Below are 12,978 nucleotides of genomic sequence, written 5' to 3'. Positions count from 1 at the left end.
CCGCGGCCCGTCTCACCCGTCGGCGAGGCGGGCGGAGACGACCGTGTTGTCCGTGTAGTGCCCGGTCGCGGGGTCGATGCTCCCGCCGCACGTGATGAGGCGCAGCTCGGGGTCGTCCGTGTTGCGGTACACCGCGAGCGTCGGGAACTCGTCCTTGGGGAAGGCCTGCACGTCCTCGACGACGAACGTCACGGTCGAGCCGTCCTCCCGGTCCACCTCGACCTCGTCGCCGGGAGCGACGGCTGCGAGCTGGTGGAAGACCGACGGCCCGTTCTGGGTGTCGACGTGGCCCTCGATCACGGAGGGTCCTGTCGCCCCGGGGCGGGGCGACCCGTCGTACCACGCCGCCATGTCGGCGTCGGGGCCCTCGGGGACGGCGATCGTGCCGTCGTCCGCGCGCCCCAGCGTGATCAGGTCGGACTCCACGTCGATCGCGGGGATGCGTACCGCGGTGGGGAGCGGCTGCTCCTCCTCCGGCTCCTCGGCGGGCTCCTCGGTGGGCTCCGGGCTCTCGGTCGCCGAGCTCGTCGCGCTCGGCTCGGGTGCCGGGGTGCTGTCGGGCGTGGCGGCCGACTCCTGGACCGCGGGCGGGCCGGGCTCCTGCTCGGCCACCCCGCAGGCCACCGCCGTCCCCCCTCCGAGAAGGAGGACGACGGCGGCGGAGACGACGCCGCGGCGCACCCGGGCGTCGCCGGACATCAGCGCTCCGCGCGAGCGGAACGGCGGGTGCGGACCAGCAGCGCGCCACCGGCGATGAGCGCGGCAGCGCCACCGGCGATCAGCCCGACGTTCTCGACACCGGCGGTGGAACCGCTACCGGTCTGGACGCCGCCCTCGGGCATCTCGGCCATCTGCGAGACGGTCATGATCCCGCACAGCGCGGGGTCGGTCGCCTCGGCGGGCAGCGACGGGTCGAGGTCGGACATCTTGTCGCCCCCGTACATGCCGTCACCGTCGTAGTCGACACCGTGCACGACGACGGCCGCCTCACCGTCGGCGAGCGCGTCGGCCACCTCCTGCGTCACCTCGATGGAGCCGCGCTGGTAGGTGATGTCGCCACCGGAGGCAGCGTCGAACCGGTCGACCGCGAGGGCCGAGTCGGGGGAGGTGTCGCCCTCGGTGGTGAGCGAGACCTGGACCGAGCCGTACGCCGGCCCACCCTCGGTGGTCGTGATGGTGCCGTCGCCGTCCGCGTCGTCGCTCGCTGCCGGGCACTCGTGGCGGGCAGCGCCCGCGTAGTGGATGTGGGCCGCGTGCGGGCTGTCCGCGAGCAGGCCCTCCGCCTCGAACTCGACGGTGAGCGTGGTGCCGTCGACCCACACCATCGCGGTCCCGCTCGCGTCCGCGCCGTTGAGGGGGACGGGCGACAGCTCGCCCTGGGTGGTGTCCGCGGCCGCTGCCGGGCCCGCGACGGCGAGAGCCGCGGCGAGCGAGAGGGCGGGTACCGCGAGGGCGGTGCGTGTGCGCTTTCTCATGGGTCATGCTCCCTTCGACGTGGCCGCGAGCCTCGCGACCATGACAGGGGTTCGGTGCGGTGCGGAGAACGGATGGGTGGGAATCTGAAAGTCGTCCGCCGTCAGGAAACGACCTGGGGACTTGCGCGGGGGGTGGGGGGAGTCCTACGGTCCTCGGTCGTGACCATGAACGACGAGAGCGCGGTCCGCCTGACGGTGGTCCAGAACGACCCCGAGGCGCCGATCGGCCGGTTCCAGGAGCTGCTCGCCGCCGACCTCCGGGTCGTGCGTGCGTACGACGGCGAACCCGTCCCTGCGGCCCGCGAGGTCGGCGACGGGCTCGTCGTCCTCGGCGGGGGCACGTCCGCCTACGACGACGCACGCGCACCCTGGCTGCCCGCTGTGCGTGCGCTCCTGCACGACGCCGCCCTGTCCGGTGTCCCGACCCTCGCCGTCTGCCTCGGTGCCCAGCTCCTGGCCGTGGCCGCGGGCGGCGCCGTCGCCGTCGCCCCGCCGCCGGGACGCGAGCTCGGCACGACGCGGATCTTCTGGCGGCGCGAGGCGGCGGCGGACCCGGTGCTCGGTGCGCTCGCTGCGAGCGACGGGCCCGCGACGCCGGTGGAGCGCGTGACCAGCGCGCACGCCGACGCCGTCGTCGACCTGCCGGACGGAGCGGTGTGGCTCGCGTCCTCGAACCAGTACCCCTACCAGGCGTTCCGCGTGGGATCGGCGCTCGGGGTGCAGTTCCACCCCGAGGCGTCCCGCGAGCTGCTCACCCGGTGGTGCGAGCGAGCGGACGACGTGGACGCCGCCGACGTGCTCGCCGCGCACGACGCGCACGCGGACGGTATCGCCGAGGGCAACCGTCGTCTGGCCGAGGCGTTCGTCGCGCAGGTCCAGGCCGTCGTCGCGCAGCGGGCCGTCCCGGCCTGAAGGTTCGCCTCGGCCCGAGTGCCACCCCGGCCCGAGTGCCACCCTGGCCCGAGTGCTAACTCGGTCCGAGGGATCGCGTCGGTCAGGGCACCGGGCTCCCGTCGGCCTGCTGCCGGACGTCGGGAGGCGTGAGCACGTCCTGCACCGCGAGCCGGGTCCCCTCCGCGGCGAGCCCGTCCGCGCGTCGCGCGACCAAGAGCGCGGTCGCCGGGTCGCCCGAACGCGCCTCCTGGACGTCGTCGAGCAGTCGGGACGCCTCGCGCAGCCGGGTCCGCGCTGCCACACCGGTCGCGGGCCCGGCGGCGACGACGGCGTCGGCCGCCCGCAGCCGACGGTGCACGTGCGCGACCACCTCGCGCAGCAGCGCGTTGGCGCGGGCCGAGCGCTCCGGGGGATCGCGGCGTGACGACAGCGCCGCGTCCAGGTCCGCCTCGGCGTCGACCAGGCGCGTGAGCTCGTCGAACGGCCCGGTCCCGGAGGCGGCCGCCACGTCGGCAAGAGTGGCCTCGGCCGCCGCGACGGCCCGTGCCACCGCGGGGTCGCCGCCGTCGAGGCGGGCGGCGTGGGCGGCGTCCGTCGACAGGGCCCGGACCCCGCGCTCGACCCCCGCGCGGGCGGCGGCGAGGTCGGGGCCGGCGTCCGCGACGGCGTCGAGCAGGACCTGCGCCTGCGTCACCGCGTCCTGCGCGGCCAGCAGCAGCCGCCCGATGTCTGCGGGGCCCTTCCCGGCGATCTCCGCACGGGCCCGGTCGACGTCCTGCTGCGCCGTGTCGGCCAGGTCGGCGGCCCGCAGGGGGTTCTCGGCGACGGCGGCGAGCGCGTCGCTCGGCCAGGTGTCCCCGAGCGTGGCGTCCGTGTCCCGCGCCGCTCCCGCCCGGTCGAGGACGTCCTGGGCCGCGACGTCGACCGCGTCGAGCAGTGCGGGGCCACGGGTGCGCGCGTCGCGGCGGGGGAGCGGCTGCGGGGCGGGCACCGCGGCGGCCGCGGTGGCGCACAGGCCCAGGATCTGGTCGAGCAGGTCGCGCGGGTCCGTCGGACGGCCCGGCTCCTGCTCGAGGCGTTCGAGGCGTTCGAGGCGTTCGAGGCGCAGCCGCAGTGCGCACGCCTGCTCGATCGCGTGCCGTGCCGCGACGAGCTCGTCCGCGGTCGCGCGCCGGGCACGGACGGCGTCGTCGGCCGCGACGAGTGCCGCGTCCGCGCGGCGCTCCAGGTCCGCGAGGGGCAGGTCGGAGGACTCGGACCGGCCCGCGCGGGACGACCCGGCGCGGCGCGTCCGGCGTCGGGCCAGGAGCGTCGCCAGCAGCGCCACGGCTCCCGCGGCCAGGACGAGGGCACCGCCGGTGACGAGCCGAGGGGTCACCGTCGAGGGGCCGCCGGCCACGGAGGCGCGCGTCGCGTCCACGGCACCGAGCACCGCCCCGGGCCAGTCGTGCTCGCGCAGCGGGTCGCTCACGGCGGCTCGGATGCGCTCGACGTCGGCCGCCCCCAGCACGCCGCTGGTGTCGGCGGACAGGCCGTGCCGTTCTTCGTCGGTCGCGATCGCGAGCAGGAGGTCGTCCACGCCGAGCCCCGACGCCGACGCGCTCCCGTTCGCCCAGTCCACGCCGTCCATGCCGTCGAACGTGGGGACGAGGACGACGTACAGGCGCACGTCGGTGTCGCGCGCGAGGCGCTCGAGCGCGTCCTCGACCTCGGGGGCGCGGTCGCCGAGCGCGTCGTCCGGGTCCGTGACCCGAGCGACGACGTCCGGCGGAGGCGAGGCGTGCGCCACGCCGGGGGTGAGCGCCACCCCGACCGCGCTGAGGAACGCGAGCAGCCCGCACGTCAGGGCGCGCGCGGACCCGGAGACGACACGGGATCGCTCGGCCGGGCGCACGCGCGGAATACTTCCGCACGGTCACGCGGCCCGCAATGCGGGGCACGACGCGACGGGACCCGCCCTCCCGCGGGAGGACGGGCCCCGTCCTGTTCGTCGACCGGTCGTCGGACGGCTGGTCAGCCGCAGCTGGTGGCGGCGAACTCCGCGTCGACGTCGGCGGTGACCGGACCCGAGCCGAGGTCGCCGGTGGCGCTCACGCCCGCGGTCCCCGCGTCCACGGCGGTCGTGCGTGCCGCGAACGACTGGTAGGCGTTGCCGCCCGGGGCGACGGCCGCGACGGTGCGCGAGCCGAAGGGCGTGCTGAGCGTGATGTCCACCGGCACGTCCGACGTGTTCTGCGCGCGCACGGCGACGTACGCCTTGCCCGCCAGGCACCGGGTCGTGGCCTGGGCGTCGACGGTGGGGCGGTCGTCGGGCAGGTCGGTCGGGAACGCGACGACCTGCGGCGACGCGAAGGACCCGACGGCCGGCTCGCCGGTCTCGTTGACGACGTGGTTGACGCCACCGGAGCCGTTGAGGAAGACGCTCGTCATCGACCGGAACTGCACCCCCGCACGGACGGGGGTCTGGATGGCGCTGTCGACGCGCACGTCGACGCCCTGGTTGAAGAACGAGTAGACGCCGAGGCCGGTGGCCTGGTGCTCCTGGACGTCGTCACCCACGCGGTAGGACGCCCACCCGTTCCGGTCGCCGTCCATGAAGGCGGCCTGGCTCGGCGGGTCGTAGGGGATCTCGGACTGGTAGAACACGGTCTGGCCGCGCTCGCCGTTCCAGACGGTCTGGTTCTCCTGGTAGTGCTCGACGAACAGACCCGTCGCGGTCACGTCGTCGCCGTTGACGACGACGCCCCGCGCGCCGGTGTTGACGTCCCACCCGACGCCGTTGCCGTGGTCCGCGCGCCAGGCCCAGATGTGGTCGAGCAGGACGTCGTCGCTGTTGACCTCGATGCTGGTCCCGGCCTTGCCGACCCACGGGCCGCCGATACGGACGAACACGTCGGTGAGCGTGGTGGGGTCGGACGCGTCGGACTCGTGCGAGTCCGCCGGACCGACGCGCACGAGGACGTCGGAGCTGACCGGGCCGGCGTCGACGGTGATGCCCGCGATCTTGACGCCGGCGACGTCGCCGACCTCGAGCGCTGCGTCGCCGGTCTGGGGTGCGAGCGACGCGTAGCCGAGGCCGAGCACGACGGTGTCGGGGTTGTCGACGTGGATGGCCTCGTCGAGCGCGTACACGCCGGGGGTCAGCAGCAGGTTCTTGCCGCCCGCGAGCGCGGCGTTGATCTCGGCCGCGGTGTCGCCCTCGTGGGCGACGTAGAACTCGTCGAGGCCGTGCGTGGTGCCGGACCCGGCATCCGTGGACCAGTCCACGCCGCGGGTGTCGGTGTGCGCGTTCGGCACGAACACCGCGAGGTCCTCGCCGTCACGGAACAGGAACGGCGCCTCGCGGCTGACCGGGGTCTCGTCGAGCGTCGTCTTGACGCCGACCGTGCCGTCGGTCTTGGGGCCGAAGTCGGTGGCCGGGGCGCCCTCGACGCCCGCGAAGACCATGTTCCACACGCCGCCGTCCCAGGTGCCGACCTCGGAGTTGCGCGTGAACCACTGCTGCTGCGAGCCGGTGACGAGCGTCCCGCCGACGCGCGAGTTCGCCAGGTAGCCGCCGGACGCGTACTCGCCGTACGCGCCGAAGACCGTCAGGTCTCCGCGGATGTCGACGCGGCGCATGGGCGCGGCCTGCGAGACGGCGAAGCGCATCTGGTGCGGGGCCGTCGAGCCGGCGGGGAAGGGCCGGGTGACGTCCTCGTCGACGGGACGCTGGATCGGGTTGATCGCGACGTTGCTCAGTGAGCGCCAGAAGCGCGTGAGGGAGCCCGGGTCCTGGCAGGCCCACGGGCTGTTCGGGCACGAGACGACGGGCTGGACGCTCAGCGCACCGTTGATCAGCACGTCGCCGGGCTGGGCGCCCAGGCCCGCGATCGCGGTGTAGTAGCCGATCTCCTGGTTGACGATGCCGGTCGCGGTGGTGGGGTCGTCCTGCCCGGCCGCCGAGCCGTAGACGCCTGGCTCGAAGAACACGGCGTGGCGGTCCTGGCTGAACTCCGCCTCGTCGTTGATCGACGCGAGGTAGGTGTTGATCTCGTCGACCGACCAGGACTCGTCGATGAAGGTGACGTTGGGTCCGAGGTCGGGGTCGGTCGCGGCGGTCGCGGGAGCTGCCAGGGCGATGCCTGTCAGGGCGACCGCGGCGGCGCCGGCCGCGGCGACGACGGCGCGCACGCCGTGCCCGCGGGCGTCGGGAGCCACCGCGAGGGCGCGGGGCGTGTCTCGGGTCGAGAGGGTCACAGGGGTGCTCTCCTTCGAACAGTGTTGCCGGCGCCCATGGCGCGACGGCACCGGCGCGACATCGCGTCGGTGCGGGGAGCATAGGCGATCACTGACCACCTTGTCAGCAGTTCTGGGAGCGCTCTCGCATCGCGCGTGAGAGCGTTCCCACGCGGACGGGTAGTCACGACCGCTGTCGGAAAGCGGTGCCGCCCTGTGCTGGCAACGATCCGTGGGGCCGACGGCACGCGCCGGCCCCACCGGCGGTCAGGCCTCGACGCCCAGGTCCTCGGCGTCCACGATGCGATACGCGTAGCCCTGCTCGGCGAGGAACCGCTGCCGGTGCGCGGCGAAGTCCTGGTCCACCGTGTCGCGGGAGACGACCGCGTAGAAGTGCGCCGTGCGCCCGTCCGCCTTGGGTCGCATGACGCGGCCGAGCCGCTGCGCCTCCTCCTGGCGCGACCCGAACGAGCCGGAGACCTGGATCGCCACGGACGCCTCGGGCAGGTCGATCGAGAAGTTCGCGACCTTGGAGACCACGAGACGCGAGATCTCGCCCGAGCGGAACGCCTCGAACAGGCGCTGGCGCTCGCGCACCGTCGTCGCGCCCGTGATGAGCGGCGCGTCCAGGTGGTTCGACAGCTCCTCGAGCTGGTCGAGGTACTGACCGATGACGAGCACCTGGTCGTCCGGGTGCTGGGCGACGATCCGCTCGACGACCCGGTTCTTGCCCGCCGCCGTCGCCGCGAGCCGGTACTTGTCCTCCGGCTCGGCCACCGCGTAGGTCATGCGCTCCGACTCGGGGAGCGTGAGCCGCACCTCGACGCAGTCCGCCGGGGCGATGTAGCCCTGCGCCTCGATGTCCTTCCACGGCGCGTCGTAGCGCTTGGGACCGATGAGCGAGAACACCTCGTCCTCGCGACCGTCCTCGCGCACGAGCGTCGCGGTCAGGCCCAGCCGGCGCCGCGCCTGCAGGTCCGCGGTCATGCGGAAGATCGGTGCGGGCAGCAGGTGCACCTCGTCGTACACGACGAGGCCCCAGTCGCGCGCGTCGAGCAGCTCGAGGTGCGTGTAGACGCCCTTCCGCTTGGTCGTGAGCACCTGGTACGTCGCGATCGTGACCGGCTTGACCTCCTTGCGCGCGCCCGAGTACTCGCCGATCTCGTCGTCGGTGAGGCTCGTGCGACGCACGAGCTCGTCGCGCCACTGGCGCGCGCTGACGGTGTTCGTCACGAGGATGAGCGTCGTGGTGCCGCTCTTCGCCATCGCCCCGGCACCGACGATCGTCTTCCCGGCCCCGCACGGCAGCACGACGACACCGCTCCCGCCGTGCCAGAAACCGTCCACGGCCTGCGCCTGGTACGGCCGCATCTCCCACGGCTTCGGCTCCCCGCCCTCGACGCGCGGCGGCGTCGTCGGGCTGAGCGAGATCTCGTGCTTCTCGCCGTCGACGTAGCCGGCGAGGTCCTCCGCGGGCCAGCCGAGCTTGACGAGCACCTGCTTGAGGTGGCCGCGCTCGGAGGGGTGCACGACGACCATGAGGTCGTCGACCCGCTCACCCACCAGGCCCGCGGTCCGCTTGGACTTGAGCACCTCGGCGAGCACGGCCCGGTCGGTCGCCTCGAGGACGAGACCGTGCGTGGGGTGCTGCGCGAGCGTGAGCCGCCCGTAGCGCGACATGGTCTCGGCGATGTCCACGAGCAGGGCGTGCGGCACCGGGTAGCGCGAGTACTCGATGAGGGTGTCGACGACCTGCTCCGCGTCGTGGCCCGCGGCGCGCGCGTTCCACAGCCCGAGCGGCGTGAGCCGGTAGGTGTGGACGTGCTCGGGTGCGCGCTCGAGCTCGGCGAACGGGGCGATGGCGCGCCGGGCGTCGCCGCCGCGCGGGTGGTCGACCTCGAGCAGGAGCGACTTGTCGCTCTGCACGATGAGAGGGCCGTCGGTCATGGGGCTCCTTGGGTGCAGGGCTGGTCAGGGCTGGACGGGACTGGTCACGGCTGGTCAGGGGTGACCGAGGCGATGCGGTGCACGGCGACCGTGAGCTCGGCGTCGCGGGCCGGGTCCTGCGCCCGCAGGCGACCGGCGTCGAGCGTGAGGGGACGGACGCGCCGCCGGGTGGGGAAGCCGCCCGTGCCGACGACCTCCAACCAGACCATCGTGCCGTCCGCGATCGACTCGCGCAGCAGCCCCAACGCCCCGACCGGGTCGGTTGTTCCACGCGTGCCCGCCGGGGCCGGGACGTCGTCCTCCGGGCCCGACGCCGCGGGGCCCGGCGCCCCGTCGGCCGTGGGGGCACCTGGGGGGCCGGTCCGTGCGGCGAGCCCCGCGCGCGGTGCGCCCGGCGCGGCGGGCCCGTCGTCGTCGGCCGTCGCGGGCGTGGGGTCGCGGTCCGCACGGTCCGCCGCGCGCAGGCGCGCGACGAGCTCGGCGCTCCGCGCGGGACGCCCCGCACCGTCGGTGCCCGGACCCGCTCCGGCGGCCCGCCCGTCGGGCTGCCCCGGCCGGCGTCGTCGCCCGACGACGGTGCGTCCCGGCCCGTCCGGCGCCCGTCGGCGCCGGGTGCCGTCCGCGACGAGGACCCGCCCGTCCGGTCCCTCGACCGCGGAGACGACGCCGCGCTCGCGCAGGGCGGCCTGCAGCTCGCCCGCCGGGACGGCCGCGACGAGCACGGTCGGTGCGATCTGCACGAGACCCAGGTGACGCAGCGCGGCCGCCTCGACGAGGCCGGCGAGGAGGGCCGGGTCCTCGGCGCGCACGTAGCTCGAGGCCGCGCCGACCCGCACCCGCCCGTGCCGCCTCGCGGTGTCGCGCACGAGGTACTCGAGCGGCTGGGGGACCGGCGTGCGCGAGTGTGCGGCGAGCTCGGTCAGCAGGTCGTCGGCCGTGCGTCCGTGGTCGAGCGCACGGACGACCGACGCGGCGCCGAACCGCACGGTCGTCGCCGCTCCGCGCGACTCCACGTCCGCCGCGACCTCGACGAGACGTTCGAGCGCCGCCGACGGCCGGCCGGGGACGATCCCGGTGAGGTCGCCCTGGAGCAGGAGCTCGTCGACCGCCGCGGGCAGCACGGACGCGAAGGCCTCGGCGGGCCCGGCCGGGGACTCCCGGGGCGCGCTCGGCCCCGCGGCCGGGTCGGTGTCGTGCTCGGCGAGCAGTGCGCGGCCTGGCGTGGAGATCGCGCCGGCACCGGTGACGCCCAGCAGCTCGGCCTCGCGCAGCAGCCCGACCACCGCCTGCTCGGGCGGGACCGCGCGCGGCGTGCGCCACCGCAGCGCGGCGACGACGTCGTCTGGCCGCAGACCGCGACCCGGTGCGTCGGCGAGCACGTCGAGCACCGCGGTGCGCAGCCGTGGCACCCAGGGCCGCCACAGCTCGGGGTCGAGCGCGGAGCGCAGCGCCCCCTTCTCGTCGCGGCTGCCGACGAGCCACGGTGTGCGTCGCGAGCGCGACCAGCCCCGCGCGAGCGCGGCCCACCGTTCGCCGAGCCCGTCGCCCAGCCAGTCCTCGGCGGCGTCCGTGGCCGTGAACGACGGCGGGTCGTCCCGGTCGTCGGCGACGAGCCCTGCGGCGGCGGCCAGCTCGACCACGGCCACCGCGGTGGTGTCGTCGACCTCCAGGGTGGCGGCGGCGCGTCGCAGGTCGCGCACCCCCAGGCCGCCGGAGCGCAGGATGCCGGGTGGCGCCTCCGGCCACGTCGTGACGAGCCTCGCCACCAGGCGCACGACCTCGAGCCCTGCGGTCGCCGACTCGGCGTCGACCGTCGCGGCGCCGAGCACCGGGCCGTCCGGGACGGGCGGCGCGGTCCGCACGTCGCGGTGCGTGCGCCCGCCGCGCAGCGCGAGGCCCACCTCGCGCGGAAGGACGACGTGCCGGTCGTCGGTCGCGTGCAGCAGCCCGTGCTCGACGAGCCAGCTCACCGCGCGTCGCGCCGCCGGGTCCGAGCGGGGTGCGACGCCGACGGGCGGTCCCCAGGCCAGGGCGTCGAGGACCGCGGCCGCGCCGGGTGGCGCGTCCGCCGGGAGGGAGAAGGGGAGGGCGAGGTCGTCGGGGCCACCCGTCGGTCCGAGGCCGGCCGGATAGGGTCCGAGGATCTCGGCCAGCCCAGGAGCGGGGCGGAAGGCCGTGCCCGGCGGGCCGCCGGGGGTCCAGACGAGCGCGTGCTCCTCGAGGACGGAGAGCGCGCGGGCCGCGGGCTGCGGGTCGTCGTCCGTCCCCAGCGCGCCCGCGACGGCGTCGACCGGCACGGGGCCGGAGACCGGGTCGAGGACCAGGACGGTCTCGAGGACCTGGAGCTCGAGCGCGTCGCGCCCGGCCAGCGCGCGCTCGAGGCTCGTCCGGCTCGACGCGCGGGCCACGAGCGACAGCAGGCTCGACGGCGCCGGGGTCGCCAGGTCCGGTCGGCGCGCCAGCAGCGTGACCAGCCGCTCGTCGTCGCCCGAGAGCAGCGTCTCGCTGAACGACGCGGTGCGGCGCGGTGCGGAGGTGGACATCCGTCCGATGCTACGCGCCCCGGGCCGCCGGCCCCGGGAGCGTGCTCCTCGGTCGCGGTCGGGCGGGGCCTCCCGCGGTGGGCGGGGCGGTCGGTCCGAGCGGTCAGCCGCGTGCCGTCCGGCGGCAGACCTCGTCCCACGGGGTCGGGCCGATCCCGAACCGTGCGCGCGCCGCGGCGTCGGCCAGGACGTAGGGGCGTTCCCACTGGTAGGCCAGGTCGCGGAGCTCGCGCAGCAGCGGCGACACGACGGCTGCGGTGGCGAGCGCCGCCCCGCGCAGCGACCGCACCCTGACCGGTGCGAGGCCCACGCTCGCCAGCACGTCGGTGAGCGCCTCCTCCTGCGTGCGCGCGGGGTTGCTCGGCGTGTGCCAGGTCCGTCCGTGCGCACCCGGGTCCTGGGCGGCGGCGACGAGCGTGCGCGCGGTGTCTCGCACGTCGGTGAAGGTGTGCGGCTGGTCGGTGCGGCCGATCATCGTCACGCTCCGCCCGCGGGACGCGGCCGGGACGACCCGGGACACGTGGCCGTTGGCCCCGACGCCCGGGCCGACGAAGTCGGAGCTGCGCACCTCGACGGCTCGCAGCCGACCGGCGCGGTGCGCCGCGAGCGCGTCGGCCCAGAGCCGGGCGCGCAGCACGCCCTTGTGGTCGGTCGCGGCGTCGGGCAGGTCCTCGGTCATGGGGCCGTCGACCGGACCGTAGGGGTAGAGGTTGCCGGTGATCGCGTAGACCGCCCCGCTGCGCTCGGCGGCGGTGAGCAGGGCGGCGGCCAGGGGCGGCCAGACCTTCTCCCACTGCGTGTAGTCGGTCGGGTTGGCGCAGTTGTAGAGGACCGCGGCGCCGTCGGCGGCGTGGCTGAGCGCGTCCGCGTCGGACGCGTCGAGCGCGACGTGCTGGACGCCCGGGATGCCGGTGTCGCGCCCGCTGCGCGTGACGACGGTGACGTCCGACCCGCGCTCGGCGAGCAGCGCCGCGACGTGCCGGCCGACGGGGCCTGCGCCGACGACGAGGTGGCGGTCGGTGGGGATGCTGCCGGTCATGAGGACTCCTGTTCCGAGAGCGGTGCTCTCACTCGGGACAGCCTCGCACGCTCCCGGCGCCGAGACAAGAGCACTGCTCTGTGTTGAGTGCAGCGATCTCACATGGCACGCTGGGTGCATGACCGCCCCTCGTTCGGCGCGCGCCCTGGCACGGGAGACCGTGACGCGCGAGATCCTCGACGCCGCCCGGGTGCGGCTCTCCACCGACGGCCCGGGGGCGCTGTCGCTGCGCGCGGTCGCGCGCGACGTCGGCATGGTGTCGTCGGCCGTCTACCGCTACTTCCCGAGCCGCGAAGCGCTCCTGACGGCGCTGCTCGTCGCGTGCTACGACGAGCTCGGCAGCGCCGTGGAGCGCGCCGAGGCGGCCGTGCCGCGCGACGACCTCGAGGGCCGCTGGCTCGCCGCGTGCCGCGCGCTCCGGACCTGGTGCGTCGGACGTCCTGGCGAGTTCGCGCTGCTCTACGGCACCCCGATCCCCGGCTACGCCGCCCCGCGTGACACCGTCGAGCCCGCGACCCGGGTCGTCCGGGTGCTCGTCGGCCTCGCCGGCGACGCCTGGTCGCGCGGTGCGACCCCCGTCCCTGGGCCCCCGGGTGCCGCCGACGCCGCCGACCTGGTCGTCCCGGCACGCACCTACGCCGCCGCCCGTGGTCTCGTCGCTCCCGACGCCCCGACCGAGGGCGTCGTGCGGACGCTCGCCGCCTGGACCGCTCTCTTCGGCACCGTCTCGTTCGAGCTCTTCGGGCACCTCGAGCAGACGGTCGCGGACGGTCCGCGGTGGTTCGACGCCGTCGCCCTGCGGGTCGGGGCCGACCTCGGCGTGGTCGCGCGGTAGGCGCCTGGCCGCTCGGGCCGTGGTGAC

At 75.6% G+C, this 12,978-nt stretch carries 9 protein-coding genes; 2 read left to right on the top strand and 7 right to left on the bottom strand.

Features of this window, described 5'->3' with window-relative positions:
* Positions 1–12 precede the first annotated feature (12 nt).
* Complete coding sequence (locus IF651_RS08315) at positions 13–699, bottom strand: class F sortase (protein WP_191828635.1); 687 nt, start codon at positions 697–699, stop codon at positions 13–15.
* Positions 699–1,475, bottom strand: coding sequence for a CHRD domain-containing protein (locus IF651_RS08310; RefSeq protein WP_191828634.1), 777 nt, complete (start codon positions 1,473–1,475; stop codon positions 699–701). The genes IF651_RS08315 and IF651_RS08310 overlap by 1 nt, the downstream gene beginning before the upstream one ends.
* Before the next feature lie 165 nt (positions 1,476–1,640).
* Between IF651_RS08310 and IF651_RS08305 the strand changes: the two genes are divergently transcribed.
* On the top strand, positions 1,641–2,387 hold the full coding sequence (locus IF651_RS08305) for a type 1 glutamine amidotransferase (RefSeq protein WP_191828723.1): 747 nt from the start codon (positions 1,641–1,643) through the stop codon (positions 2,385–2,387).
* 82 nt (positions 2,388–2,469) lie between these two features.
* On the opposite strand, the gene IF651_RS08300 is transcribed toward IF651_RS08305, so the two are convergent.
* The 5 genes from IF651_RS08300 to IF651_RS08280 all read right to left on the bottom strand — a co-directional run bounded on the left by IF651_RS08300 (position 2,470) and on the right by IF651_RS08280 (position 12,116).
* Positions 2,470–4,263, bottom strand: a complete 1,794-nt coding sequence (locus tag IF651_RS08300) for a TPM domain-containing protein (protein WP_191828633.1) — start codon at positions 4,261–4,263, stop codon at positions 2,470–2,472.
* Positions 4,264–4,382: 119 nt separating this feature from the next.
* On the bottom strand, positions 4,383–6,608 hold the full coding sequence (locus tag IF651_RS08295; RefSeq protein ID WP_241744242.1) for an adenylyl cyclase: 2,226 nt from the start codon (positions 6,606–6,608) through the stop codon (positions 4,383–4,385).
* A gap of 246 nt (positions 6,609–6,854) precedes the next feature.
* The gene (locus tag IF651_RS08290) at positions 6,855–8,534 is read right to left on the bottom strand and encodes a DNA repair helicase XPB (protein ID WP_191828632.1); all 1,680 of its coding nucleotides are present in this window, start codon (positions 8,532–8,534) and stop codon (positions 6,855–6,857) included.
* A 44-nt stretch (positions 8,535–8,578) separates the two neighbouring features.
* Positions 8,579–11,077: a helicase-associated domain-containing protein gene (locus IF651_RS08285; protein ID WP_191828631.1), complete on the bottom strand. Its 2,499-nt coding sequence runs from the start codon at positions 11,075–11,077 to the stop codon at positions 8,579–8,581.
* 103 nt (positions 11,078–11,180) lie between these two features.
* Positions 11,181–12,116 carry an NAD-dependent epimerase/dehydratase family protein gene (locus IF651_RS08280; RefSeq protein ID WP_191828630.1) on the bottom strand — a complete coding sequence of 312 codons (936 nt, stop codon included), beginning with the start codon at positions 12,114–12,116 and terminating at the stop codon, positions 11,181–11,183.
* Between the two features lie 118 nt (positions 12,117–12,234).
* On the opposite strand from IF651_RS08280, the gene IF651_RS08275 reads away from it, so the two are divergent.
* Positions 12,235–12,951: a TetR/AcrR family transcriptional regulator gene (locus tag IF651_RS08275; protein WP_191828629.1), complete on the top strand. Its 717-nt coding sequence runs from the start codon at positions 12,235–12,237 to the stop codon at positions 12,949–12,951.
* Positions 12,952–12,978: the final 27 nt, after the last annotated feature.

The organism is Cellulosimicrobium arenosum, assembly GCF_014837295.1.
GTDB lineage: Bacteria > Actinomycetota > Actinomycetes > Actinomycetales > Cellulomonadaceae > Cellulosimicrobium > Cellulosimicrobium arenosum.
The sequence above is the reverse complement of the archived record's forward strand: the minus strand, read 5'-3'. Positions and strand labels throughout refer to the sequence as shown.

Bases quoted from the DNA above. Each gene is read 5' to 3' on its own strand.
- IF651_RS08315 (WP_191828635.1), bottom strand. From the start codon at position 699: ATGTCCGGCGACGCCCGGGTGCGCCGCGGCGTCGTCTCCGCCGCCGTC.
- IF651_RS08310 (WP_191828634.1), bottom strand. From the start codon at position 1,475: ATGAGAAAGCGCACACGCACCGCCCTCGCGGTACCCGCCCTCTCGCTC.
- IF651_RS08305 (WP_191828723.1), top strand. From the start codon at position 1,641: ATGAACGACGAGAGCGCGGTCCGCCTGACGGTGGTCCAGAACGACCCC.
- IF651_RS08290 (WP_191828632.1), bottom strand. From the start codon at position 8,534: ATGACCGACGGCCCTCTCATCGTGCAGAGCGACAAGTCGCTCCTGCTC.
- IF651_RS08285 (WP_191828631.1), bottom strand. From the start codon at position 11,077: ATGTCCACCTCCGCACCGCGCCGCACCGCGTCGTTCAGCGAGACGCTG.
- IF651_RS08280 (WP_191828630.1), bottom strand. From the start codon at position 12,116: ATGACCGGCAGCATCCCCACCGACCGCCACCTCGTCGTCGGCGCAGGC.
- IF651_RS08275 (WP_191828629.1), top strand. From the start codon at position 12,235: ATGACCGCCCCTCGTTCGGCGCGCGCCCTGGCACGGGAGACCGTGACG.